The organism is Xanthomonas sp. NCPPB 1062 (assembly GCF_041481705.2).
Classification (GTDB): Bacteria; Pseudomonadota; Gammaproteobacteria; order Xanthomonadales; family Xanthomonadaceae; genus Xanthomonas; species Xanthomonas euvesicatoria.
On the sequence record NZ_CM192987.1, the window covers coordinates 1,090,556 to 1,115,088 of the forward strand.

Sequence of the window (24,533 nt, forward strand, 5' to 3'; positions counted from 1 at the left end):
ATTCCTCCGACCCGGAGATATCAAATGAAAGACCTGCTCAACCTCTTCAATCAGCAGCGCCAGACGCTGGATTTCGACGCGATCAAGATCGCGCTGGCGTCGCCGGACCTGATCCGTTCGTGGTCCTACGGCGAAGTGAAGAAGCCCGAAACCATCAACTACCGTACCTTCAAGCCCGAGCGTGACGGCCTGTTCTGCGCCGCCATCTTCGGACCGATCAAGGACTACGAGTGCCTGTGCGGCAAGTACAAGCGCATGAAGCACCGTGGCGTGGTCTGCGAAAAGTGCGGCACCGAAGTCACCCTGGCCAAGGTGCGTCGCGAGCGCATGGGTCACATCGACCTGGCCTCGCCGGTCGCGCACATCTGGTTCCTCAAGTCGCTGCCGTCGCGCATCGGCCTGATGCTGGACATGACCCTGCGTGACATCGAGCGCGTGCTGTACTTCGAAGCCTATGTCGTCACCGAGCCGGGCCTGACCCCGCTCGAGCGCCGCCAGCTGCTGACCGAAGAGCAGTACCTGACCGCACGCCAGGAGTACAACGACGACTTCGACGCCGCCATGGGCGCCGAGGCGGTGTACGAGCTGCTGCGCACGATCGACCTGCAGTCGGAAATGACCCGCCTGCGCGAAGAAATCGCCAGCACCGGTTCGGAAACCAAGCTCAAGCGCCTCACCAAGCGCATCAAGCTGATCGAAGCCTTCCTGGAATCGGGCAACCGTCCGGAGTGGATGGTCATGACCGTGCTTCCCGTGCTGCCGCCGGACCTGCGTCCGCTGGTGCCGCTGGATGGCGGCCGCTTCGCGACCTCGGATCTGAACGATCTGTACCGCCGCGTGATCAACCGCAACAACCGTCTGCGTCGCCTGCTCGAGCTCAATGCGCCGGACATCATCGTGCGCAACGAAAAGCGCATGCTGCAGGAATCGGTCGATGCGCTGCTGGACAACGGCCGTCGCGGCCGTGCCATCACCGGCACCAACAAGCGTCCGCTGAAGTCGCTGGCCGACATGATCAAGGGCAAGCAGGGCCGGTTCCGTCAGAACCTGCTCGGCAAGCGCGTGGACTACTCCGGTCGTTCGGTCATCACCGTCGGTCCGTACCTGAAGCTGCACCAGTGCGGCCTGCCGAAGAAGATGGCGCTCGAGCTGTTCAAGCCGTTCGTGTTCGCCAAGCTGCAGCGTCGTGGCCTGGCCACCACCATCAAGGCCGCCAAGAAGCTGGTCGAGCGCGAAGAAGCCGAAGTCTGGGACATCCTGGAAGAGGTGATTCGCGAGCATCCGGTGCTGTTGAACCGTGCGCCGACCCTGCACCGTCTGGGCATCCAGGCGTTCGAACCGGTGTTGATCGAAGGCAAGGCCATCCAGCTGCATCCGCTGGTGTGTACTGCCTTCAACGCCGACTTCGACGGCGACCAGATGGCCGTCCACGTGCCGCTCTCGCTGGAAGCCCAGCTGGAAGCGCGTGCGTTGATGATGTCCACCAACAACATCCTGTCGCCGGCCAACGGCGAGCCGATCATCGTGCCGTCGCAGGACGTGGTGTTGGGCCTGTACTACATGAGCCGCGCCCTGGAGAACAAGAAGGGCGAGGGCATGGTGTTCGCCAACACCAGCGAAGTGAAGCGCGCCTACGACAACCGCGTGGTCGAACTGCACGCCAAGGTCAAGGTGCGCATCACCCAGGTGGACGTGGAAGCCGGCGGCAAGCGCAGCAGCGGCACCTCGATCGTGGACACCACGGTCGGCCGTGCGCTGCTGAGCGAAATCCTGCCTGAAGGCCTGCCGTTCCAGCTGGCAAACACCGAGATGACCAAGAAGAACATCTCGCGTCTGATCAACTCCAGCTACCGTCTGCTGGGCTTGAAGGACACCGTCGTGTTCGCCGACAAGCTGATGTACACCGGCTACGCCTACGCAACCCGCGCCGGCGTGTCGATCGGTATCGACGACATGCTGATCCCCGACGAGAAGAAGGGCATCCTCACCGAGGCAGAAGCCGAAGTGCTGGAAATCCAGGAGCAGTACCAGTCGGGCCTGGTCACCGCCGGCGAGCGCTACAACAAGGTCGTGGACATCTGGTCGCGTACCAGTGAGCGCATCGCCAAGGCGATGATGGACACCATCGGTACCGAAAAGGTCGAGAACGCCAAGGGCGAGACCATCGACCAGAAGTCGATGAACTCGCTGTACATCATGGCCGACTCCGGTGCCCGTGGTAGCCAGGCGCAGATCCGTCAGCTGGCCGGCATGCGCGGCCTGATGGCGCGTCCGGACGGCTCGATCATCGAGACGCCCATCAAGGCGAACTTCCGCGAAGGTCTGAACGTGCAGGAGTACTTCAACTCCACCCACGGTGCCCGTAAGGGTCTGGCCGATACCGCGCTGAAGACGGCGAACTCCGGTTACCTGACCCGCCGCCTGGTCGACGTGGCGCAGGACGTGGTGATCACCGAAATCGATTGCGGCACCACCGAAGGGTTGATCATGACCCCGATCGTGGAAGGCGGCGACGTGGTCGAGCCGTTGCGCGAGCGCGTGCTGGGCCGCGTGGTGGCCGAGGACGTGTACCTGCCGGGCAACGACGAAGAGCCGATCGTCACCCGCAACACGCTGCTCGACGAAGCCTGGGTGGCCAAGCTCGAAGACGCCAGCGTGCAGTCGGTGAAGGTGCGTTCGACCATCAGCTGCGAATCCTCGTTCGGCGTGTGCGCACGCTGCTACGGCCGCGACCTCGCACGTGGTCACCAGGTCAACATCGGCGAAGCGGTCGGCGTCATCGCCGCGCAGTCGATCGGCGAGCCGGGTACCCAGCTGACCATGCGTACGTTCCACATCGGTGGTGCGGCATCGCGTGCGGCTGCGGTGGACAACATCACCGTCAAGACCACCGGTTCGGTGAAGTTCAACAACCTCAAGTCGGTGGCGCATGCCAGCGGTTCGCTGGTTGCGGTCTCGCGTTCTGGCGAACTGTCCGTGCTCGATGGCCATGGCCGCGAGCGCGAGCGTTACAAGCTGCCGTACGGCGCGACCATCACCGCCAAAGACGGCGATGCGGTCAAGGCCGGGCAGAGCGTTGCCAACTGGGATCCGCATAACCACCCGATCGTGTCGGAAGTGGCCGGTTTCATCCGCTTCATCGACTTCGTCGACGGCGTCACCGTCATCGAGAAGACCGACGAGCTGACCGGTCTGGCGTCGCGTGAAATCACCGACCCGAAGCGTCGCGGTGCACAGGCCAAGGAACTGCGCCCGATCGTGCGCATCGTCGATGCCAAGGGCAACGACCTGACGATTCCGAACACGGATCTGCCGGCCCAGTACCTGCTGCCGCCGCGCTCCATCGTCAACCTGCAGGACGGCGCTGCCGTCGGCGTGGGCGACGTGGTGGCCAAGATCCCGCAGGAAGCGTCCAAGACCCGCGACATCACCGGTGGTCTGCCGCGCGTTGCCGACTTGTTCGAAGCACGCAAGCCGAAGGATCCGGCGATCCTGGCCGAACGCTCGGGCATCATCAGCTTCGGTAAGGACACCAAGGGCAAGCAGCGCCTGATCATCAAGGACACCGATGGTTCGGAACACGAAGAGCTGATTCCCAAGTACCGCCAGATCATCGTGTTCGAAGGTGAACACGTGACCAAGGGCGAGACCGTGGTGGACGGCGAGCCGAGTCCGCAGGACATCCTGCGCCTGCTGGGTGTCGAGCCGCTCGCTGCATACCTGGTCAAGGAAATCCAGGACGTGTATCGCCTGCAGGGCGTGAAGATCAACGACAAGCACATCGAGGTGATCACGCGCCAGATGCTGCGTAAGGTCGAGATCGTTGACCAGGGCAACAGCAAGTTCCTCAACGGCGAGCAGGTCGAGCGCCAGCGCGTCATCGAGGAAAATGCCCGCCTGGTCAAGCGCAACGAACTGCCGGCCAAGTACGATCCGGTGTTGCTGGGTATCACCAAGGCGTCGCTGGCCACCGAGTCGTTCATCTCGGCGGCATCGTTCCAGGAAACCACCCGCGTGCTGACCGAGGCGGCCGTCCGCGGTACCCGCGACAACCTGCGCGGTCTGAAGGAAAACGTGATCGTGGGTCGCCTGATCCCGGCCGGTACGGGTCTGGCGTATCACGCCGGACGTCGCAAGGCCTCGGGTCTGACCGACTCGGAAATGGAAACGCTGTCGGGCAAGCCGGCAGCCGCCGAACCGGTCGCTGCAGTGGCCGACGCTGGCGCGGACGAGGAGTAAGCGCTCCGACGGCGGTCGCAAGACCGCCGTAAGCCAGGCGAAAAGGAGGGCAGGAGGCCCTCCGTTTTCCGGCCTTGGATGGGCCAGCAGGTTCAGATTCCGTGAAGTTGACGGAGTTTCATCCTGCCAGCTATACTTCTCTGTCTCGGTGGGCCGGTCTCGGCCTGCCTTTGTTTTCGTGCAGGCCGTCTCGGCCTATCAATCAGAAGAATCAACTGATGACGACGATCAATCAGCTGGTCCGCAAGCCTCGGCAAGCGACCACCTACAAGAGTGCCTCTCCGGCACTGGACAAGTGTCCGCAGCGCCGTGGCGTCTGCACACGCGTCTACACCACTACCCCGAAGAAGCCGAACTCGGCCCTGCGTAAAGTCGCCAAGGTGCGCCTGACCAACCAGGAAGAGGTCATCAGCTACATCGGTGGTGAAGGCCACAACCTGCAGGAGCACTCCGTTGTCCTGATTCGCGGTGGCCGCGTCAAGGATCTTCCCGGTGTGCGTTATCACACCGTCCGTGGTTCGCTGGACGCCGCCGGCGTCGCCAAGCGTCGTCAAGGCCGTTCCAAGTACGGCGCCAAGCGCCCGAAGAGCTAAGGAAATACTCAAATGTCCCGTAAAGGTTCTACTCCGCAGCGCACCGTCCTGCCAGATCCAAAGCATGGCAGCGAAACCATTGCCCGCTTCATCAATATGGTGATGCAGAGTGGCAAGAAGTCGGTTGCTGAGAAAATTGTCTATGGCGCAATGGACGTCATTGGCGAAAAGAATCCGAATGCCATCGAACTGGTGCAGAAGGCACTGGACAACGTGGCCCCGGCTGTCGAAGTTAAATCGCGTCGCGTCGGTGGTGCTACCTATCAGGTGCCCGTCGAAGTGCGTTCCTCCCGTCGCATGGCGCTGGCAATGCGCTGGTTGATCGATTCCGCGCGCAAGCGTGGCGAGAACACCATGCCGCGTAAGCTGGCTGCAGAACTATTGGACGCCTCGGAAAGCCGCGGCGGCGCGATCAAGAAGCGCGAAGAGACCCACCGTATGGCGGAGGCGAACAAGGCGTTCGCACATTACCGCTGGTGACCTCGGGGGCCTTGGTAACGGGGCCCTTCAGCACCATATGAGTGCTGTTTGTGACGCATGTTGCGTCGCATCCAATCCGAAGGCCGCCGAAAGGCGGCGTTCGGCCATCCGAAATCCAAGAAATTGAGAGGCTCCCCGTGGCCCGCACCACCCCTATCGAGCGTTACCGCAACTTCGGCATCATGGCCCACATCGATGCCGGCAAGACCACCACTTCCGAACGCATCCTGTTCTACACCGGTGTGAGTCACAAGATCGGCGAAGTCCATGACGGCGCTGCAGTGATGGACTGGATGGAGCAGGAGCAGGAGCGTGGTATCACCATCACCTCCGCTGCGACTACCGCGTTCTGGTCGGGTATGGACAAGTCCATGCCGCAGCACCGCTTCAACATCATCGACACCCCCGGGCACGTCGACTTCACCATCGAAGTGGAGCGCTCCTTGCGCGTGCTCGACGGTGCGGTGTTCGTGCTGTGCGCCGTCGGTGGCGTGCAGCCGCAGTCCGAGACCGTGTGGCGCCAGGCCAACAAGTATTCCGTGCCGCGCATGGCCTTCGTCAACAAGATGGACCGTACCGGTGCCAACTTCGACAAGGTCGTTGAGCAGCTGAAGGCCCGTCTGGGTGCGTACGCCGTGCCGATGCAGGTGCCGATCGGCGCCGAAGACGGCTTTGAGGGCGTGGTCGACCTGCTGAAGATGAAGGCGATCCATTGGGATACCGCATCGCAGGGCACCACCTTCGAATACCGCGATATTCCGGCCGACCTGGTCGATGTCGCGACCGAGGCACGTTCGTTCATGGTCGAAGCGGCTGCAGAAGCCAGCGAAGACCTCATGGACAAGTACCTCAACGAGGGCGACCTGAGCGAACAGGAGATCCTGTCGGGTCTGCGCGAGCGCACCTTGAAGGTGGAGATCGTGCCGGTGTTCTGCGGCTCGGCGTTCAAGAACAAGGGCGTGCAGGCCATGCTCGACGGCGTCGTGCACCTGCTGCCGTCGCCGGCTGACCGTCCGCCGGTGCAGGGTATCGACGAAGACGAGAAGGAAGACACGCGCGCTGCCACCGATACTGCGCCGTTCTCGGCGTTGGCGTTCAAGATCATGACCGACCCGTTCGTGGGCTCGCTGACGTTCTTCCGTGTCTATTCGGGCACGCTGAACTCCGGCGACCAAGTCTACAACCCGGTCAAGTCGAAGAAGGAGCGCGTAGGCCGCATTCTGCAGATGCACTCCAACAATCGCGAAGAGATCAAGGAAGTGCGCGCGGGCGACATCGCCGCTGCCGTGGGTCTGAAGGATGTCACCACCGGCGACACGCTGTGTGCGCAGGACAAGATCATCACCCTGGAGCGCATGGTGTTCCCGGAGCCGGTGATCTCGATGGCGGTGGAGCCGAAGACCAAGTCGGACCAGGAAAAGATGGGCATGGCCCTGGGCCGTCTGGCGCAGGAAGATCCCTCGTTCCGCGTCAAGACCGACGAAGAATCCGGCCAGACCATCATCTCGGGCATGGGCGAGTTGCACCTGGACATCATCGTCGACCGCATGCGTCGCGAGTTCAATGTCGAGGCCAACGTCGGCAAGCCGCAGGTGGCCTACCGCGAAACGATCCGCAAGTCCGACGTCAAGTCTGACTATAAGCACGCCAAGCAGTCCGGTGGTAAGGGTCAGTACGGTCACGTCGTGATCGAGCTGTCGCCGATGACCGAGGAAGAGCGCAAGAGCGAGAACGTCAAGGACGATTTCCTCTTCATCAACGACATCACCGGCGGCATCATTCCGAAGGAATTCATCCCCTCGGTCGAAAAGGGTCTGCGCGAAACGATCACCAGTGGTCCGATCGCCGGCTTCCCGGTGGTGGGCGTGAAGGTCAAGCTGGTGTTCGGCTCGTACCATGACGTCGACTCCTCGGAAATGGCGTTCAAGCTGGCTGCATCGATGGCGTTCAAGCAGGGCTTCGCGAAAGCCAGCCCGGTGTTGCTGGAGCCGATCATGAAGGTCGAAATCGTCAGCCCGGAGGATTACCTGGGTGACGTGATGGGCGACGTGAGCCGCCGTCGTGGCGTGTTGCAGGGTCAGGACGACAGCCCGTCGGGCAAGATCATCAACGCGATGATCCCGTTGGGTGAAATGTTCGGTTACGCCACTTCGCTGCGCTCGATGAGCCAGGGCCGTGCGACGTTCTCGATGGAGTTCGACCACTACGAAGAGGCACCGGCCAACATCGCCGACGCCGTCACCAAGAAGGGCTGAGTTCGCTCAGCCGCTTCTCACAAATTTTTCAATTAGAGGTAGTTAGTCATGGCAAAAGCTAAATTCGAGCGCACCAAGCCGCACGTGAACGTCGGCACCATCGGTCACGTTGACCATGGCAAGACCACGTTGACCGCTGCGCTGACCAAGATCGGTGCCGAGCGTTTCGGTGGTGAGTTCAAGGCGTACGACGCGATCGACGCGGCGCCGGAAGAGAAGGCGCGCGGCATCACGATTTCGACCGCACACGTCGAATACGAATCCCCGACCCGCCACTACGCGCACGTTGACTGCCCCGGCCACGCCGACTACGTCAAGAACATGATCACCGGTGCAGCGCAGATGGACGGCGCGATCCTGGTGTGCTCGGCCGCTGACGGCCCGATGCCGCAGACCCGTGAGCACATCCTGCTCTCGCGTCAGGTCGGTGTGCCGCACATCGTGGTGTTCCTGAACAAGGCCGACATGGTCGACGACGCCGAGCTGCTCGAGCTGGTCGAAATGGAAGTGCGCGAACTGCTGAGCAAGTACGACTTCCCGGGCGACGACACCCCGATCATCCACGGTTCGGCGCGTCTGGCGCTGGACGGCGATCAGAGCGACATCGGCGTGCCGGCGATCCTGAAGCTGGTCGAGGCGCTGGACTCGTTCATTCCGGAGCCGACCCGCGACGTGGACCGTCCGTTCCTGATGCCGGTCGAAGACGTGTTCTCGATCTCCGGTCGCGGTACCGTGGTGACCGGTCGTATCGAGCGCGGCATCATCAAGGTGGGCGACGAAATCGAAATCGTCGGTATCCGCGACACGCAGAAGACCACCGTCACCGGCGTGGAAATGTTCCGCAAGCTGCTGGACCAGGGTCAGGCAGGCGACAACGCCGGTCTGCTGCTGCGCGGCACCAAGCGTGACGACGTCGAGCGCGGCCAGGTGCTGTGCAAGCCGGGTTCGATCAAGCCGCACACCGAGTTCGAAGCCGAAGTCTACGTGCTGTCCAAGGATGAGGGTGGCCGTCATACCCCGTTCTTCAAGGGCTACCGTCCGCAGTTCTACTTCCGCACCACCGACATCACTGGGGCCTGCCAGCTGCCGGAAGGCGTGGAGATGGTGATGCCGGGCGACAACGTGAAGATGGTCGTGACCCTGATCAACCCGGTCGCGATGGACGAAGGTCTGCGCTTCGCCATCCGTGAAGGCGGTCGTACCGTCGGCGCCGGCGTGGTTGCCAAGATCATCAAGTAAGCAACACCTGCAGCACGGCAGCTTCGGCTGCCGTGTCGCTGGAAAAGAAAAGGTCGGCGAAAGCCGGCCTTTTTCTTTGTCCGCGTGTTGGCCGGGACCCTGCCTGGCGCGGGAATGCGCTTGCCGATGCAAAGAGAAAGATGAAGAAAACAGGCGCCTGCCCCACTCATAACGCTGCGTCCGGTGGGCAGATGGTGCGTGCGCAAGTCGCATCGGCGGCATGATTGCGGATTGGTGAACCGGCTGTCATGACGTAAGGAGGCATGGCGCGCAGATGCCGGTGACAGTCAGCGAATGCCGTTGATCAAGCCGCTTGTCGGGTTCTTGAGCAGATTCAGGCCGGGCAGGTCGAAATTGTCCAGCTCCTGTTTGGTGGTTGCGATATTCAGCCCGACGATGGCCAAAGTGTCCGGGTCCACGTCAATGCCCAGTGGCATGGCGGAGAACTGGACGTAATCGCGGCTGGCATTCCATTGCGGGCTGCCGCCGATGGTTTGGAGGATGCGGTTGATCTGGGTGCCGACCGGATGGCCGAGTAGATGGAAGGGCAGGTGCGCCCTCTGATCGGCGAAGGCGATCAGGTTGCTGACACGGTCATTGCGCAATCCCACCGCCAGCTCGCCTTGCACGAGGGTGCCAGCTCGACGCGGATGCTGCGCCAGCTGTGCTTTGATGTCGCGCGGGTATAGATACAGCAGGCTGAGTCTGTTCGGATCCACCGCATCGGTGTGGGTAACGTCAGGCTGCCCTAGCGCGGCCAGTACCTGTTGCTTGCGCATTCCAAGTGCGAGCGGACCGATGTGCGCGCATGCCACCGGCAACGTGGTCGCGCTGGCGGAGATAGTAAACGTCTGGTGCAACGCACGCGAGCAGGCCTTGCCATCGTTGCTGGCAGCGCGGGAAGGCGGGGCGACGAGTCCGAAGAGTAGCAGGCCGCAAAACAAGAGGGGGTGCCGGGGCATAGGAGGTGTCCGGTGGGGAAATCCTGCAAGGACGAGGCCGGGTGGGAAAGAAAGGTTGGTTACTTGTATTGGCTGATACGTCTACCTTATGCCGCCTTTGCAGCTGTCGGTAATCCGGTCCGCGACGGAGGTCGACCCGATAAGCGCCGATGGGGCCGTCGATGTCGCTGAGACCGGAAGCGTTCACCGCGATACGGTCTAGCATCAGCGTCGTCAAATGGCGCGCCGCTTGCGCGGATACGGACGTCTTTGGTGAGTTCGATATGGATGGCGTTCCCAGTGTAGTGGGCGGATTCTTGCCGGTGGTTGACACCCTGCCACCGGGCGGATCGGGGGCGTGCTGCTTAGGTGTTATCTGCAGGGCCATCTTCGGAAGCCGCATTGCTGCAGTCGTGGCAGGCTTTGCCTGCACCAGCAGACCGGTGATGCAAACGCGTTGGCAAAGTAGGGCCCTGCAACGATCACTGCAGTATCCCGGCAACGCCGCTGGGGTCCGATATTGCCTGGAACCAGAGTCGCTATACTCCAGCCGTTGTCCATGCCCGCCGTGTTTGATTCCCGGCCCTGAGTTTGGTCAGTCCGGACTGGCGCCACGACAAAGGTGGTGTCCGGGGCGGATTTATGCGTCACAGCTGCTACCGGGCTAACTCTGGATCAGAGTAGCGCGCTTGCAGGAGCGGAGGTGAGCCGCTAGAATGCGCGGCTCGGTGTCCCTGGGTAGGGCGCTGAGTTACAGCGAAAAGAACGGCAGGATGCCGCTCGTGTTCGCCAGACCGGGAAGGTCGCGTTGCATGGAGCACTCAACAACTCTCACGTTGTTGACCGTGCTCTTGTTGCGCATTATACTTTTCCGTCTGGGCAGGCCGGGTCACCGGGCTGCCTCAGTTTTTGGGCGGAGGAAATGCCCTCGCCAGCAGGATGCGCGGCGATTTCATCAACGTCAGGAATATCGGGGCAGGTATCCCAGAGGCCTTGCCCGTCGCTCTTTTAACGAAGGAACCCACCGTCATGGCGGAGCAAAAGACCGGTCAGAAGGCGGATCAGAAGATCCGTATCCGGCTGAAGGCGTTCGATCATCGCTTGATTGACCGTTCGGCCAGCGAGATCGTCGAAACGGCTAAGCGGACTGGCGCGCAAGTGCGTGGCCCGATCCCGTTGCCGACCAAGATCGAACGTTACACCATCCTCGTATCCCCGCATGCTGACAAAGATGCGCGTGACCAATACGAAACCCGCACGCACAAGCGTGTGCTCGATATCATCGACCCGAACGACAAGACCGTGGACGCGCTGATGAAGCTCGAGCTCGCGGCTGGCGTCGACGTCCAGATCAAGTTGACCTGAGGACTACGACCATGACGAAGAAATATTCGTTGGGCTTCGTGGGCCGCAAGGCTGGTATGAGCCGCGTCTTCACTGAAGATGGCCGCTCGGTACCGGTCACGCTGATCGAAGCAACTCCTAACCGCATCGCGCAGATCAAGACCGTCGAAGTTGACGGCTACAGCGCCGTGCAGGTCACCGTTGGCGCCCGTCGTGCCGCGCTGGTCAACAAGCCGGCTGCAGGCCACTTCGCCAAGGCGAAGGTGGAAGCGGGTCGCGGCCTGTGGGAATTCCGTGTTGAAGATGCCCAGCTCGGCGATTTCGCCGTCGGTGGCGAAATCAAGGCGGACATCTTCGAGGTCGGCCAGAAGGTCGACGTCCAGGGCGTCACCAAGGGTAAGGGTTTCCAGGGCACCATCAAGCGCTACAACTTCCGTATGGGCGATGCAACCCACGGTAACTCGCTGTCGCATCGCGCGCCGGGTTCGCTGGGTCAGCGCCAGACCCCGGGTCGCGTTTTCCCGGGCAAGAAGATGTCGGGCCACATGGGCGCAGTGCAGCAAAGCACGCAGAACCTGGAAGTGGTCAAGGTCGACGTCGAGCGTGGTCTGATTGCTATCCGCGGCGCCGTGCCTGGCGCAGCTGGTGGCGATGTGATCGTCCGTCCGGCGAGCAAGGCATAAGGAGAGATGACGATGGAACTCGTTATCACGGGTAGCAACAACAAGGTCTCGGTCTCCGATGCCGTGTTCGGTCGCGAATTCAGCGAAGATCTGGTTCACCAGGTCGTTGTCGCTTATCGCAATGCCGGTCGCGCCGGTACCAAGGCACAGAAGACGCGTTCGGAAGTTGCGGGCACGACCAAGAAGTCGAAAAAGCAGAAGGGCGGCGGTGCGCGTCATGGCGCGCTGACGGCTCCGATCTTCGTCGGCGGTGGCGTGACCTTCGCGGCCAAGCCGCGCAGCTTCGAGCAGAAGGTCAACCGCAAGATGTACCGTGCGGCCATCTGCGCGATCTTCTCCGAGCTGAACCGTCAGGGTCGTCTGATGATCGTCGACGCGTTCGACCTCGAAGCGACCAAGACCAAGGGCTTGATCGAAAAGCTCAAGGGGCTGGAAGTGGGCAAGCGCCCGCTGATCGTTACCGAAGAGGCTTCCGAGCACCTGTATCTGTCCGCTCGCAATCTGCCGTATGTGCAGGTGCGTGACGTGCAGGGTCTGGATCCGGTCGCTCTGGTCGGGGCCGATACGGTCGTGATCACCGCCGACGCGGTCAAGAAGGTCGAGGAGTGGCTGGCATGAGCAGCAACGAAAAAAGCAGCAACGAAAAAATCTTCAGCGTGCTGCGTGCTCCGCGAGTCTCCGAAAAGACCGCGCGCCTGCAGGAAATTTCCAACCAGTATGTCTTCGAAGTTTCGAACGAAGCCACCAAGGCCGATGTAAAGGCCGCGGTTGAGCAGCTGTTCGACGTCAAGGTCAAGGCAGTCAACGTGGTCAACGTCAAGGGCAAGAGCAAGTCCTTCCGTAACCGTGCTGGCAGCCGCGGCAATTGGCGCAAGGCGTACGTCCGCCTGGTTGATGGTCAGTCCATCGACGTAACGGCCAAGGCCTGAGGTCCATCCCATGCCATTGATGAAGTTCAAACCCACCTCTCCCGGCCGTCGTTCCGCCGTGCGCGTGGTTACTCCCGATCTGCACAAGGGCGCACCGCACGCGGCGCTGCTCGACTCGCAGAGCAAGTCCGGTGGTCGTAACCACCACGGCCGCATCACCGTGCGTCACGTCGGTGGTGGCCACAAGCAGCACTACCGCATCATCGACTTCAAGCGCAACAAGGAAGGCATTCCGGCGCGTGTGGAGCGGATCGAATACGATCCGAACCGTACCGCTCATATCGCCCTGCTGTGCTACGTCGACGGCGAGCGCCGCTACATCATCGCCCCCAAGGGCCTGAAGGCCGGCGACCAGGTCATTGCCGGTGCCAACGCACCGATCAAGACCGGCAACACGCTGCCGCTGCGCAACATCCCGGTCGGTACGACGGTTCACGGTATCGAGCTGAAGCCGGGTAAGGGCGCTCAGATCGCACGTGCCGCCGGTGCAGCCGTCCAGCTGGTCGCTCGCGAAGGCATCTATGCCACGCTGCGTCTGCGCTCGGGCGAAATGCGCAAGGTGCCGGTCGAGTGCCGCGCCACCATCGGCGAAGTCGGCAACGACGAGCACAACCTTGAGAAGCTGGGCAAGGCCGGCGCCAAGCGTTGGCGCGGTGTTCGTCCGACCGTTCGCGGTGCGGCCATGAACCCGGTCGATCACCCGCACGGTGGTGGTGAAGCGAAGGCTGGTCAGGGTAATCCGCATCCGGTCACCCCGTGGGGTGTTCCGACCAAGGGTTACAAGACGCGCAAGAACAAGCGCACCCAGCAGTTCATCGTCCGCGATCGTAGGGGCTAATCGACCATGGCACGTTCACTTAAGAAGGGCCCGTTCGTCGATCACCACCTTGCAAAGAAGGTGGAGTCCGCTGCGGGTAGCAAGAAGCCGATCAAGACCTGGTCGCGCCGTTCGATGATCCTGCCTGAAATGGTAGGCATCACCATCGCCGTGCATAACGGCAAGAACCACATTCCGGTGCTCGTCAACGAGAATATGGTCGGCCACAAGCTCGGCGAATTTGCCGTCACCCGGACCTTCAAGGGTCACGGTGGCGACAAGAAGTCGGGCAGGTAAGGAGAGATGACGATGGAAGCGAAAGCAATCCTGCGCACCGCGCGCATCTCCCCGCAGAAGGCCCGCCTGGTCGCTGACCAGGTGCGTGGTTTGTCCGCCGAACGTGCGGTCAATCTGCTGAAGTTCTCGGACAAGAAGGCTGCACACCTGATCAAAAAGGTGGTGGAGTCGGCGATCGCCAATGCCGAGAACAATCAGGGCGCGGATGTCGACGAGCTGAAGGTCAAGACCATCATGGTTGATGAAGGTCCCTCCCTGAAGCGTTTCATGGCGCGGGCGAAAGGCCGCGGTACCCGCATCCTCAAGCGCACCAGCCACATCACTGTGGTTGTGGGCGCCGCCAAGTAAGCGGAAAGGAAAAGACCATGGGTCATAAAGTTCATCCGACTGGAATCCGCCTCGGCATCGCCAAGGACTGGAATTCCAAGTGGTACGCAAACAAGGCCGAGTTCGCCTCCTATCTAGCAGCCGACCTGAAAGTGCGTGAAATGCTGCGCAAGAAGCTCGCGCAGGCAGGTGTCAGCAAGATCTTGATCGAGCGCCCTGCCAAAACCGCCCGCGTGACCATTCACACCGCCCGTCCGGGTGTGGTGATCGGCAAGCGTGGCGAGGACATCGAAAAGCTGCGCAAGGAAGTGAGCCAGCTGATGGGCGTTCCGGCGCACATCAACGTCACCGAAGTGCGCAAGCCGGAGCTGGATGCGCAGCTGGTCGCCGAGTCGATCGCGCAGCAGCTTGAGCGTCGCATCATGTTCCGCCGTGCAATGAAGCGCTCGGTCGGTAACGCGATGCGCCTGGGTGCCTTGGGCATCAAGGTCAATGTGGCTGGCCGCCTCAACGGTGCAGAAATTGCCCGTTCGGAGTGGTACCGCGAAGGCCGCGTGCCGCTGCACACGCTACGTGCCGACATTGATTACGGTTTTGCCGAGGCGTCCACGACGTACGGCATCATCGGCATCAAGGTCTGGATCTATAAGGGCGAAGTCTTCGACTTCTCTCAGGTTGGCCAGGAAAAGCAGGACGACAGCCCGCGCAACGATCGTAACGATCGCGGCGACCGTGGTGACCGCCCGTCGCGCCCGGCTCGTGAAGCGAGGTAACGGCAATGTTGCAACCCAAGCGAACCAAATATCGCAAGATGCACAAGGGCCGTAACGACGGCCTGGCATGGAGCGGAAACGCCGTCAGCTTCGGCGAGTACGGCCTCAAGGCCACGGCGCACGGTCAGCTGACCGCACGCCAGATTGAAGCAGCACGCCGCACGATCAGCCGCCACGTCAAGAAGGGCGGCAAGATGTGGATCCGTGTGTTCCCCGACAAGCCGATCACCAAGAAGCCGATCGAAGTCCGCATGGGCTCCGGTAAGGGCAACGTGGAGTACTGGGTCGCGCAGATTCAGCCGGGCCGCATGATCTATGAAATCGAGGGAATCCCCGAAGAGACCGCACGTGAGGCGTTTCGCCTTGCCGCTGCCAAGCTCTCGGTGACCACCACTTTCGTGACCCGGACGGTGCGCTGATGGATATCAAACAACTCCGCGAGAAGTCGGCTGACGAATTGAAGGCCCACCTGACCGATCTGCGTAAGGAGCAGTTCTCGCTCCGTATGCAGCAGGTCACCGGCCAGCTGCCGAAGACCCACGAAACCCGCCGGGTGCGCCGCGAGATTGCTCGCGTCAAGCACCTGCTCGGCAGCACCAAGTAAGGACGGCCGCGATGAGCGACAATAACGAAAAGCAAACGCTGCGCACGGTCGAAGGCCGTGTCGTCAGCAACAAGATGGACAAGACGGTCACCGTGTTGGTGGAGCGCCAGGTCAAGCATGCGCTGTACGGCAAGTACATCAAGCGCTCGACCAAGCTGCACGCACACGATGCCGACAATGCCTGCAACGAAGGCGACGTCGTGCGTGTGACCGAGATTGCTCCGATGTCCAAGACCAAGAACTGGCGGGTGGTGGAAATCGTCACCCGTTCGGCCGAATAAGGGAGATCTGAATCATGATCCAGATGCAGAGCTACCTCGATGTCGCCGACAATTCGGGTGCCAAGGAAGTGATGTGCATCAAGGTGCTGGGCGGCTCCAAGCGCCGTTACGCACACATTGGTGACATCATCAAGGTGACCGTCAAGGACGCCATTCCGCGTGGCAAGGTCAAGAAGGGCGAAGTCTACGACGCCGTCGTGGTGCGTACCCGCAAGGGTGTGCGCCGTCCCGACGGTTCGCTGATCCGCTTCGATGGCAACGCCGCTGTGCTGTTGAACAATAAGCAGGAGCCGATCGGGACCCGCATCTTCGGGCCGGTGACGCGCGAGCTGCGTTCCGAGAAGTTCATGAAGATCGTCTCGCTCGCTCCCGAAGTGCTGTGAGCGGAGGACATACACATGGCTAACCGTATCAAGAAGGGCGACCAGGTCGTCATCAACACCGGCAAGGACAAGGGTAAGCAGGGTGAAGTGGTGCGTGTGGACGGCGATCGCGTGATCGTCTCCAACGCCAACGTCATCAAGCGCCACACCAAGCCGAACCCGCAGGCAGGCGTTGCCGGCGGCGTGGTCGAGCGTGAAGCGTCGATCCATATCTCCAACGTCAATATCGTCAACCCGGCAACGGGCAAGGGCGAGCGCGTTGGCTTCAAGGTGCTGGAGGATGGACGCAAACTGCGTGTGTTCCGCTCCAGCGGTGAGGCGCTCGACGCCTGAGGAATGAGATCATGAACACTCGTCTCGAAAAGTTTTACAAGGAAAACGTGGTGCCGGCCCTGATGAAGGAATTCGGCTACACCAATCCGATGGAAGTGCCGAAGCTGGTCAAGGTCACGCTCAACATGGGCGTGGGCGAAGCCGCTACCAACAAGAAGATCCTGGAAAATGCGGTCGCCGACATGGCCAAGATCTCCGGTCAAAAGCCGGTGGTCACCAAGTCGCGCGTTTCGGTCGCATCCTTCAAGATCCGTGACGGTTGGCCGATCGGCTGCAAGACCACCTTGCGTCGCGCCAAGATGTACGAGTTCCTGGATCGCCTGATCAACATCTCGTTGCCGCGCGTGCGCGACTTCCGTGGTGTGTCCGGTCGCTCCTTCGACGGTCGTGGCAACTTCAACATGGGTGTGAAGGAACAGATCATCTTCCCGGAAATCGACTTCGACGCCGTCGACGCGATTCGCGGTATGGATATCGCCATCACCACCACCGCCAAGACGGATGCGGAAGCGAAGGCGCTGCTGGCAGCGTTCAAGTTCCCGTTCCGTAACTGACCGTCGAGGACATCCGAAATGGCAAAGACCTCCATGATCCACCGCGACATCAAGCGTGCAAAGCTGGCGAAGAAATTCGCCGGCAAGCGTGATGCGCTGAAGAAGATCCTCTCCAGTCAGGATGCGTCCTACGAAGAGAAGATCGAAGCGTCGACCAAGTTGCAGAAGCTGCCGCGCGATTCGTCGCCGAGCCGCTATCGCAACCGTTGCGAGCTGTCCGGTCGTCCGCGCGGTGTCTACCGCAAGTTCGGTCTGGGTCGCAACATGCTGCGCAAGGCCACGATGAACGGCGACGTTCCGGGCCTGCGTAAGGCGAGCTGGTAACAGCATTCCGGCCGTTCGCGGCCGGATTTGAACAGGATGGTTCTGTTCAACAAGAGAGTCCGACGCAAGTCGGGCTCTTTTGTCGTATACTTCCGCTTCTGTCTTGCCCGTTCGGGCTTGGCGTGGCGTCAAGGGTCCTGGCCCGTCCCCAGGAAAACACAAGATTTTCGCGAAAGCGGATATCGGTGCACTCAAAGGTACTCACATGAGCATGACTGATCCCATCGCCGACCTGCTGGTTCGCATCAAGAATGCGGCCGCGGTTGGTAAGCAGACGGTGAAATTGCCGTCGTCCAAGATTAAGGTTGCGATCGCCCAGGTCCTGAAGGACGAGGGTTACATCACCGACCTGCGCGTGACCCAGACCGAAAACAACAAGGCGGAACTGGAAATCGTGCTGAAGTATTTCGAAGGCCGCCCGGTCATCGAGACCCTGAAGCGTTTTTCGCGCTCGGGTCTGCGCCAGTACCGCGGCAAGACCGAGCTGCCCAAGGTCCTCGGTGGCCTGGGTATTGCCATCATCTCCACGTCGAAGGGCATCATGACCGATGCGCAGGCTCGCGAAGCCGGCGTTGGTGGTGAAGTTCTGTGCTTCGTGGCCTAAGGGAAGGAATCGAACATGTCCCGTGTAGCCAAGAAGCCTGTCTCCCTCCCGAAGGGTGTTGAACTCAAGGTCCAGCCTGAGCTGGTCAGCGTCAAGGGCCCGAAGGGCACGTTGACCCTGCCCAAACCGGCTGGTGTCGAAATCGCCATCGATGGCGACGTTGCCACGCTGTCGGCCAACGATCCGTCGCAGATCGCCCTCACCGGCACCGTGCGCGCCATCCTGGCCAATATGGTCAAGGGTGTCTCCGAAGGCTTCGAGCGCAAGCTCGAGCTGGTCGGCGTCGGTTACCGTGCTGCCATGCAGGGCAAGGACCTGAGCCTGGCGCTCGGTTTCTCGCACCCGTTGGTGTTCGTGGCGCCGGAAGGCATCACGCTGTCGACTCCTACCCAGACCGAAATTGTGGTCCAGGGCGCCGACAAGCAGCGCGTCGGCGAAGTTGCCGCCAAGATTCGCGGCTTCCGTCCGCCGGAGCCCTACAAGGGCAAGGGTGTGAAGTACGCCGGTGAAGTCATCATTCGCAAGGAAGCCAAGAAGGCGTAAGGCAGGTCCCTCTGCGAGGAGCCTGGCCATCCATGGCCGGACTTTTCAATGTAAAAGCCTGTTTTCCTTCAGCTTTCGTAGGATAAATATCATGAGCATCAACAAGAACATCGCCCGTCTGCGTCGCGCCAAGTCCACCCGTGCGCACATCCGTGAGCTCGGCGTTGCCCGTCTGTCGGTGCTGCGCACCGGTCAACATCTGTATGCGCAGGTCTTCACTGCCGACGGCTCCAAGGTGATCGCTGCTGCGAATACCCTGCAGGCCGACGTCAAGGATGGCTTGAAGAACGGCAAGAACAGCGATGCGGCCGCTAAGGTCGGCAAGCTGATCGCCGAGCGCGCCAAGGCTGCAGGCATCGAGAAGGTCGCATTCGACCGCTCGGGCTACCGCTACCACGGCCGCATCAAGGCGCTTGCCGACGCTGCGCGCGAAGGCGGCCTGCAGTTCTAAAGCACTGCTGCGGAGGTGGTCATCGACCACCTTCGCGATACCGCCGGCAGGGAGATGCCGGACCGTCCCGTTCTTTTGCAACGGTGCCGGGAACACCGCTTCACTTCACAGCCATAAGCGGCTTCGAGCCGTACATACTCAATCAATCAAGGAATCAAGATGGCAGAAGAACGTGCACCGCGGGGTCGTGATCGCGACCGTAACCGCGAAGAGAAAGTCGACGATGGCATGATCGAAAAGCTGGTCGCGGTCAATCGCGTCAGCAAGACGGTCAAGGGCGGTCGCCAGTTCACCTTCACCGCGCTGACCGTGGTCGGCGATGGTCTGGGTAAGGTCGGTTTCGGTTACGGCAAGGCGCGCGAAGTGCCGGTTGCCATCCAGAAGTCGATGGAACAGGCGCGCAAGAATCTGGCCACTGTCGATCTGAACAACGGCACCTTGTGGCATGCCGTCAAGTCCGGCCATGGCGCAGCACGCGTCTACATGCAGCCGGCTTCGGAAGGTACGGGCGTCATCGCAGGCGGCGCCATGCGCGCTGTGCTGGAAGCGGTTGGCGTCAAGAACGTGCTGGCCAAGGCTGTCGGTTCGCGTAATCCGATCAACCTGGTCCGTGCGACCCTGAAGGGTCTGTCGGAAGTGCAGTCGCCGGCACGCGTTGCGGCCAAGCGCGGCAAGAAGGTGGAGGAGCTCAACCATGGCTAAGGACACCAACAAGACCGTGAAGGTGCGCCTGGTGCGTGGCCTGCGTGGAACCCAGTCGCGTCACCGCCTGTCGGTGCGTGCGTTGGGCCTGAATAAGCTGAACGATGTGCGTGAACTGAAGGACAGCCCGCAGGTGCGTGGCCTGATCAATACGGTTCATTACCTCGTCAAGGTTGAGGAGTAATCCCATGACTCTGCGTCTTAATGACCTCAAGCCGGCCGACGGCGCCCGTACCGAGCGCACCCGCGTCGGTCGTGGTATCGGTTCGGGCCTCGGCAAGACCGCTGGTCGCGGTCACAAGGGCTCGTTCGCTCGTAAGGGCGGCGGCAAGATCAAGGCCGGCTTCGAGGGCGGCCAGACCCCGATGCAGCGCCGTCTGCCGAAGATCGGTTTCCGCTCCAAGATGGCGCGCGATACCGCAGAAGTGTTGTCCTACCAGCTGGACAAGCTGGATGCCGGCGATGTCGACTTCGCAGCGCTGCGTGCGGCCAATCTGGTCCCGAGCCGCGCCAAGAAGGCGAAGATCGTGCTGAAGGGCGAGCTGAGCAAGAAGTTCGTGCTGAAGGGCGTTGCGGCAACCGCAGGCGCCAAGGCGGCAATCGAAGCTGCCGGCGGCAGCGTAGAGGAGTAATCGGCAGATGGCGCAGGCTGGCATTGGTAACCTCGGTGGCGGGCTCGGCAAGTTCACGGAACTTCGCCAGCGGCTACTGTTCGTCCTCGGGGCATTGATCGTCTATCGCATCGGCTGCTATGTGCCGGTGCCGGGCGTGAATCCCGATGCCATGCTTTCGTTGATGCAGGCGCAGGGCGGCGGCATCGTGGACATGTTCAACATGTTCTCGGGCGGCGCCCTGCACCGTTTCAGTATTTTTGCGTTGAACGTGATGCCGTACATCTCGGCGTCGATCGTGATCCAGTTGGCCACGCATATCTTTCCCGCCCTCAAGGCGATGCAGAAGGAAGGCGAGTCGGGTCGACGCAAGATCACCCAGTATTCGCGCATCGGTGCGGTGTTGCTGGCTGTGGTGCAGGGCGGCAGTATCGCGCTGGCACTGCAGAACCAGACCGCGCCCGGTGGCGCTCCGGTGGTGTATGCGCCGGGCATGGGCTTCGTGCTCACCGCGGTGATCGCATTAACCGCTGGCACCATCTTCCTGATGTGGGTAGGCGAGCAGGTCACCGAGCGCGGCATCGGTAACGGCGTATCGCTGATCATCTTTGCCGGCATCGTGGCTGGCCTGCCGTCGGCAGCCATCCAGACGGTCGAAGCCTTCCGCGAAGGCAATCTGAGCTTCATTTCGCTGCTGTTGATCGTCATCACGATCCTGGCGTTCACGCTGTTCGTCGTATTTGTCGAACGTGGGCAGCGCCGGATCACGGTCAACTACGCGCGCCGCCAGGGCGGTCGCAATGCGTACATGAACCAGACCTCGTTCCTGCCGCTCAAGCTCAACATGGCCGGCGTGATTCCGCCGATCTTTGCGTCCAGCATCCTCGCTTTCCCGGCGACGCTGTCGATGTGGTCGGGCCAGGCGGCGTCGGGTGGGGTGGGGTCTTGGCTGCAGAAGATCGCCAACGCGCTTGGGCCCGGTGAGCCGGTGCACATGCTGGTCTTCGCTGCGCTGATCATCGGTTTTGCGTTCTTCTACACTGCGCTGGTGTTCAACTCGCAGGAAACCGCCGACAACCTCAAGAAGTCGGGCGCGCTGATTCCGGGCATCCGTCCTGGCAAGGCCACCGCCGACTACGTCGATGGCGTGCTGACGCGCCTGACCGCGGCCGGTTCGCTGTACCTGGTGATCGTGTGCCTGTTGCCGGAAATCATGCGCACGCAGCTCGGCACCTCGTTCCACTTCGGCGGCACCTCGCTGTTGATTGCAGTGGTCGTGGTGATGGACTTCATTGCGCAGATTCAGGCGCATCTGATGTCGCACCAGTATGAGAGCTTGCTGAAGAAGGCCAACCTCAAGGGCGGCTCGCGCGGCGGTCTTGCGCGCGGTTAAGTGGTACACTAGATCTTCATTGCGTGAAGACGGCCCGGTTCCCGGGCCACGATCTTCCGATCAGAAGGGCGGCTCGCGCGACGTCTCGCGCGCGGGTGTGACGGGGTGGTCCTGTGCGGGAGTAGCACAGGCGATTCGGAGTAGTTTTCTGGATCAACACCGTCCGGCGCCGGAGCGAGGGCACACTCCCCACGCCGGGTCCATGGAACCTCTGGTTCCACGGGCTTCAAAGCAATCCGAGGCCTTGCTATAATTCCGAGTTCACTTTTGATCCATCCTGCCGGATGGCGCCTGGGCGCTGTCGGGCCATCACTCAGTTGGAGAATCGCGTCATGGCGCGTATTGCAGGCGTCAACCTGCCAGCCCAGAAGCACGTCTGGGTCGGGTTGCAAAGCATCTACGGCATCGGCCGTACCCGTTCGAAGAAGCTCTGCGAATCCGCAGGCGTTACCTCGACCACGAAGATTCGTGATCTGTCCGAACCCGAAATCGAGCGCCTGCGCGCCGAAGTCGGCAAGTATGTCGTCGAAGGCGACCTGCGCCGCGAAATCGGTATCGCGATCAAGCGACTGATGGACCTGGGCTGCTATCGCGGTCTGCGTCATCGCCGTGGTCTCCCGCTGCGTGGTCAGCGCACCCGTACCAACGCCCGCACCCGTAAGGGTCCGCGCAAGGCGATCAGGAAGTAAGGGATAGATCATGGCCAAGCCAGCAGAAAAGAAAACGAAGAAGAAGATCAAGCGCGTCATCACTGACGGCGTCGCTCACGTCCACGCTTCGTTCAACAACACCATCGTCACCATCACCGATCGCCAGGGCAACGCGCTGTCGTGGGCTACGTCCGGCGGCGCCGGTTTCCGTGGTTCGCGCAAGTCGACCCCGTTCGCTGCCCAGGTTGCCGCCGAGAAGGCTGGCCGCGCTGCGCTCGATTACGGCGTGAAGTCGCTGGAAGTGCGTATCAAGGGTCCGGGTCCGGGCCGTGAGTCGGCCGTGCGTTCGTTGAACAACGTGGGCTACAAGATCACCAACATCATCGACGTGACGCCAATCCCGCACAACGGGTGCCGTCCGCCGAAGAAGCGTCGCGTCTAAAGGGAGCGATAAGAAATGGCTCGTTATATCGGTCCTACCTGTAAGCTCGCGCGTCGCGAAGGCGCCGACCTTTCCCTCAAGAGCCCGGCGCGTGCGCTGGACTCCAAGTGCAAGCTTGAGCAGAAGCCCGGCCAGCACGGTGCGGCTCGCAAGGGCAAGCTCTCCGACTACGCCACCCAGCTGCGCGAAAAGCAGAAGGTCAAGCGTATCTACGGTCTGCTGGAACGTCAGTTCCGCAACTACTACAAGAAGGCCTCGACCAAGAAGGGCAACACCGGCGAGAACCTGCTGCAGTTGCTGGAAACCCGTCTGGACAACGTCTGCTACCGCATGGGCTTTGCCGTCACCCGTCCGGCCGCGCGCCAGCTGGTGTCGCACCGTGGCGTGCTGGTCAACGGCAAGTCGGTGAATCTGGCCTCGTACCAGATCAAGGCTGGCGATGCGATCACGCTGTCGGAAAAGGCACAGAAGCAGCTCCGCGTGCAGGAAGCCCTGACCGTGGCTGAGCAGCACGACATTACGCCGTCGTGGGTTGAAGTCGATTCGAAGAAGTTCAGCGGCGTGTTCAAGGCCGTTCCGGATCGCGCTGACCTGCCTTCGGATATCAACGAAGCGCTGATCGTCGAGTTGTATTCGAAGTAATTCACATTGGAGAACCTCCGGTACTGCCGGAGGTTCGCAGGAGACCCCGCAACATGACGGTTACCGCCAACCAGGTTCTGCGCCCCCGTGGTCCGCAGATCGAACGTCTTACCGACAACCGCGCCAAGGTCGTGATCGAACCCTTGGAGCGCGGTTACGGGCACACGCTGGGCAATGCCCTGCGTCGTGTGTTGTTGTCGTCGATCCCCGGTTTTGCGATCACCGAGGTCGAGATCGACGGCGTGCTGCACGAGTACACCACGGTGGAAGGTTTGCAGGAAGACGTGCTTGACGTCCTGCTGAACCTGAAAGACGTGGCGATTCGTATGCACAGTGGCGACAGCGCCACGCTGTCGTTGTCCAAGCAGGGTCCGGGTACGGTCACTGCGGCAGACATCAGGACCGATCACAACGTTGAGATCATCAACGGCGACCACGTGATCTGCCACCTGACCAAAGACACCGCATTGAACATGCGCCTGAAGATCGAGCGTGGCTTTGGCTACCAGCCGGCTGCTGCGCGTCGTCGCCCGGATGAAGAGACCCGCACCATCGGTCGTCTGATGCTGGATGCGTCGTTCTCGCCGGTGCGTCGCGTTGCCTACGCCGTGGAAGCTGCGCGCGTCGAACAGCGTACCGACCTCGACAAGCTGGTCATCGATATCGAAACCAACGGCACGATCGATGCCGAGGAAGCTGTGCGCACCGCCGCCGACATCCTCAGCGATCAGCTGTCGGTGTTCGGCGATTTCACCCACCGCGATCGCGGTGCGGCCAAGCCGGCTGCCAGCGGCGTGGATCCGGTGCTGCTGCGTCCGATCGACGACCTTGAGCTGACCGTGCGTTCGGCCAACTGCCTCAAGGCCGAGAGCATCTACTACATCGGCGATCTGATCCAGAAGACCGAAGTCGAGCTGCTTAAGACCCCGAATCTGGGCAAGAAGTCGCTGACAGAAATCAAGGAAGTGCTGGCACAGCGCGGCCTTGCGCTGGGCATGAAGCTGGAGAACTGGCCGCCGGCCGGTGTCGCCCAGCACGGCATGCTTGGTTAATGCATCAAGGCATGGGCGTCTTCGGGCGCCCATGTTTGTTTTCTACA

At 61.6% G+C, this 24,533-nt stretch carries 32 protein-coding genes; 31 read left to right on the plus strand and 1 reads right to left on the minus strand.

Annotation, left to right across the window (positions count from 1 at the left end):
• Positions 1-24 precede the first annotated feature (24 nt).
• From rpoC to tuf, 5 genes are all read left to right on the plus strand, one after another.
• Positions 25-4,239, plus strand: coding sequence for a DNA-directed RNA polymerase subunit beta' (gene rpoC / locus ACCQ16_RS04765; RefSeq protein WP_011346539.1), 4,215 nt, complete (start codon positions 25-27; stop codon positions 4,237-4,239).
• A 218-nt stretch (positions 4,240-4,457) separates the two neighbouring features.
• On the plus strand, positions 4,458-4,832 hold the full coding sequence (gene rpsL / locus ACCQ16_RS04770; RefSeq protein ID WP_002811712.1) for a 30S ribosomal protein S12: 375 nt from the start codon (positions 4,458-4,460) through the stop codon (positions 4,830-4,832).
• A gap of 12 nt (positions 4,833-4,844) precedes the next feature.
• Positions 4,845-5,312, plus strand: coding sequence for a 30S ribosomal protein S7 (rpsG, locus tag ACCQ16_RS04775; protein WP_005917592.1), 468 nt, complete (start codon positions 4,845-4,847; stop codon positions 5,310-5,312).
• A 137-nt stretch (positions 5,313-5,449) separates the two neighbouring features.
• Positions 5,450-7,567 carry an elongation factor G gene (fusA, locus tag ACCQ16_RS04780; RefSeq protein WP_008574200.1) on the plus strand — a complete coding sequence of 706 codons (2,118 nt, stop codon included), beginning with the start codon at positions 5,450-5,452 and terminating at the stop codon, positions 7,565-7,567.
• 48 nt (positions 7,568-7,615) lie between these two features.
• Positions 7,616-8,806 (plus strand): elongation factor Tu, encoded by a 1,191-nt coding sequence (gene tuf / locus ACCQ16_RS04785; protein WP_003486726.1) that lies wholly within the window; start codon positions 7,616-7,618, stop codon positions 8,804-8,806.
• Positions 8,807-9,093: 287 nt separating this feature from the next.
• Here tuf and ACCQ16_RS04790 read toward each other — a convergent pair whose 3' ends face one another.
• Entirely contained in the window at positions 9,094-9,768 is a 675-nt protein-coding gene (locus ACCQ16_RS04790; protein ID WP_218501510.1) for a secreted signal peptide protein, read from the minus strand.
• A gap of 1,008 nt (positions 9,769-10,776) precedes the next feature.
• Between ACCQ16_RS04790 and rpsJ the strand changes: the two genes are divergently transcribed.
• From rpsJ to ACCQ16_RS04920, 26 genes are all read left to right on the plus strand, one after another.
• A complete protein-coding gene (gene rpsJ, locus ACCQ16_RS04795) occupies positions 10,777-11,112 on the plus strand; it encodes a 30S ribosomal protein S10 (protein ID WP_008571672.1) in 336 nt (111 codons plus the stop codon).
• An 11-nt stretch (positions 11,113-11,123) separates the two neighbouring features.
• Positions 11,124-11,774 (plus strand): 50S ribosomal protein L3, encoded by a 651-nt coding sequence (gene rplC / locus ACCQ16_RS04800; protein ID WP_005917121.1) that lies wholly within the window; start codon positions 11,124-11,126, stop codon positions 11,772-11,774.
• Positions 11,775-11,786: 12 nt separating this feature from the next.
• Positions 11,787-12,392: a 50S ribosomal protein L4 gene (gene rplD / locus ACCQ16_RS04805; RefSeq protein WP_005917124.1), complete on the plus strand. Its 606-nt coding sequence runs from the start codon at positions 11,787-11,789 to the stop codon at positions 12,390-12,392.
• Positions 12,389-12,703: a 50S ribosomal protein L23 gene (gene rplW / locus ACCQ16_RS04810; protein ID WP_014089487.1), complete on the plus strand. Its 315-nt coding sequence runs from the start codon at positions 12,389-12,391 to the stop codon at positions 12,701-12,703. Before rplD ends, rplW begins: the two co-directional genes overlap by 4 nt.
• A gap of 10 nt (positions 12,704-12,713) precedes the next feature.
• Positions 12,714-13,541 (plus strand): 50S ribosomal protein L2, encoded by an 828-nt coding sequence (gene rplB / locus ACCQ16_RS04815; RefSeq protein WP_003486715.1) that lies wholly within the window; start codon positions 12,714-12,716, stop codon positions 13,539-13,541.
• Positions 13,542-13,547: 6 nt separating this feature from the next.
• Positions 13,548-13,817, plus strand: a complete 270-nt coding sequence (gene rpsS / locus ACCQ16_RS04820; RefSeq protein WP_005917128.1) for a 30S ribosomal protein S19 — start codon at positions 13,548-13,550, stop codon at positions 13,815-13,817.
• A gap of 12 nt (positions 13,818-13,829) precedes the next feature.
• Positions 13,830-14,165: a 50S ribosomal protein L22 gene (gene rplV, locus ACCQ16_RS04825; protein ID WP_003486710.1), complete on the plus strand. Its 336-nt coding sequence runs from the start codon at positions 13,830-13,832 to the stop codon at positions 14,163-14,165.
• A 17-nt stretch (positions 14,166-14,182) separates the two neighbouring features.
• Positions 14,183-14,917, plus strand: a complete 735-nt coding sequence (gene rpsC, locus ACCQ16_RS04830) for a 30S ribosomal protein S3 (RefSeq protein WP_008571670.1) — start codon at positions 14,183-14,185, stop codon at positions 14,915-14,917.
• 5 nt (positions 14,918-14,922) lie between these two features.
• Positions 14,923-15,336 (plus strand): 50S ribosomal protein L16, encoded by a 414-nt coding sequence (gene rplP / locus ACCQ16_RS04835; RefSeq protein ID WP_003486706.1) that lies wholly within the window; start codon positions 14,923-14,925, stop codon positions 15,334-15,336.
• Entirely contained in the window at positions 15,336-15,521 is a 186-nt protein-coding gene (rpmC, locus tag ACCQ16_RS04840) for a 50S ribosomal protein L29 (RefSeq protein ID WP_003486703.1), read from the plus strand. Before rplP ends, rpmC begins: the two co-directional genes overlap by 1 nt.
• An 11-nt stretch (positions 15,522-15,532) precedes the next feature.
• Complete coding sequence (gene rpsQ / locus ACCQ16_RS04845) at positions 15,533-15,802, plus strand: 30S ribosomal protein S17 (RefSeq protein WP_003486701.1); 270 nt, start codon at positions 15,533-15,535, stop codon at positions 15,800-15,802.
• Positions 15,803-15,816: 14 nt separating this feature from the next.
• The gene (rplN, locus tag ACCQ16_RS04850; RefSeq protein ID WP_003486699.1) at positions 15,817-16,185 is read left to right on the plus strand and encodes a 50S ribosomal protein L14; all 369 of its coding nucleotides are present in this window, start codon (positions 15,817-15,819) and stop codon (positions 16,183-16,185) included.
• Positions 16,186-16,200: 15 nt separating this feature from the next.
• Positions 16,201-16,518 carry a 50S ribosomal protein L24 gene (gene rplX, locus ACCQ16_RS04855; protein ID WP_003486696.1) on the plus strand — a complete coding sequence of 106 codons (318 nt, stop codon included), beginning with the start codon at positions 16,201-16,203 and terminating at the stop codon, positions 16,516-16,518.
• Between the two features lie 11 nt (positions 16,519-16,529).
• Positions 16,530-17,072 (plus strand): 50S ribosomal protein L5, encoded by a 543-nt coding sequence (gene rplE, locus ACCQ16_RS04860; RefSeq protein ID WP_008571668.1) that lies wholly within the window; start codon positions 16,530-16,532, stop codon positions 17,070-17,072.
• An 18-nt stretch (positions 17,073-17,090) separates the two neighbouring features.
• The gene (gene rpsN / locus ACCQ16_RS04865; protein ID WP_008571667.1) at positions 17,091-17,396 is read left to right on the plus strand and encodes a 30S ribosomal protein S14; all 306 of its coding nucleotides are present in this window, start codon (positions 17,091-17,093) and stop codon (positions 17,394-17,396) included.
• Between the two features lie 205 nt (positions 17,397-17,601).
• Positions 17,602-18,000 (plus strand): 30S ribosomal protein S8, encoded by a 399-nt coding sequence (gene rpsH / locus ACCQ16_RS04870; protein WP_003486688.1) that lies wholly within the window; start codon positions 17,602-17,604, stop codon positions 17,998-18,000.
• Between the two features lie 15 nt (positions 18,001-18,015).
• A complete protein-coding gene (gene rplF, locus ACCQ16_RS04875; RefSeq protein ID WP_031421274.1) occupies positions 18,016-18,543 on the plus strand; it encodes a 50S ribosomal protein L6 in 528 nt (175 codons plus the stop codon).
• A gap of 91 nt (positions 18,544-18,634) precedes the next feature.
• Positions 18,635-18,994 (plus strand): 50S ribosomal protein L18, encoded by a 360-nt coding sequence (gene rplR, locus ACCQ16_RS04880; RefSeq protein ID WP_003486684.1) that lies wholly within the window; start codon positions 18,635-18,637, stop codon positions 18,992-18,994.
• A 159-nt stretch (positions 18,995-19,153) separates the two neighbouring features.
• Positions 19,154-19,696: a 30S ribosomal protein S5 gene (gene rpsE / locus ACCQ16_RS04885; protein ID WP_003486682.1), complete on the plus strand. Its 543-nt coding sequence runs from the start codon at positions 19,154-19,156 to the stop codon at positions 19,694-19,696.
• The gene (rpmD, locus tag ACCQ16_RS04890) at positions 19,689-19,880 is read left to right on the plus strand and encodes a 50S ribosomal protein L30 (protein WP_003486678.1); all 192 of its coding nucleotides are present in this window, start codon (positions 19,689-19,691) and stop codon (positions 19,878-19,880) included. Before rpsE ends, rpmD begins: the two co-directional genes overlap by 8 nt.
• Positions 19,881-19,884: 4 nt before the next feature.
• A complete protein-coding gene (rplO, locus tag ACCQ16_RS04895; RefSeq protein WP_003486676.1) occupies positions 19,885-20,328 on the plus strand; it encodes a 50S ribosomal protein L15 in 444 nt (147 codons plus the stop codon).
• A 7-nt stretch (positions 20,329-20,335) separates the two neighbouring features.
• On the plus strand, positions 20,336-21,700 hold the full coding sequence (secY, locus tag ACCQ16_RS04900) for a preprotein translocase subunit SecY (protein WP_008571664.1): 1,365 nt from the start codon (positions 20,336-20,338) through the stop codon (positions 21,698-21,700).
• Positions 21,701-22,032: 332 nt separating this feature from the next.
• Positions 22,033-22,389, plus strand: a complete 357-nt coding sequence (gene rpsM, locus ACCQ16_RS04905) for a 30S ribosomal protein S13 (protein ID WP_003486672.1) — start codon at positions 22,033-22,035, stop codon at positions 22,387-22,389.
• 10 nt (positions 22,390-22,399) lie between these two features.
• Positions 22,400-22,792: a 30S ribosomal protein S11 gene (rpsK, locus tag ACCQ16_RS04910; RefSeq protein ID WP_003486671.1), complete on the plus strand. Its 393-nt coding sequence runs from the start codon at positions 22,400-22,402 to the stop codon at positions 22,790-22,792.
• Between the two features lie 15 nt (positions 22,793-22,807).
• Entirely contained in the window at positions 22,808-23,434 is a 627-nt protein-coding gene (rpsD, locus tag ACCQ16_RS04915; RefSeq protein ID WP_372380218.1) for a 30S ribosomal protein S4, read from the plus strand.
• A 53-nt stretch (positions 23,435-23,487) separates the two neighbouring features.
• Entirely contained in the window at positions 23,488-24,486 is a 999-nt protein-coding gene (locus ACCQ16_RS04920; protein ID WP_002811635.1) for a DNA-directed RNA polymerase subunit alpha, read from the plus strand.
• The last annotated feature ends 47 nt before the right edge of the window (positions 24,487-24,533 follow it).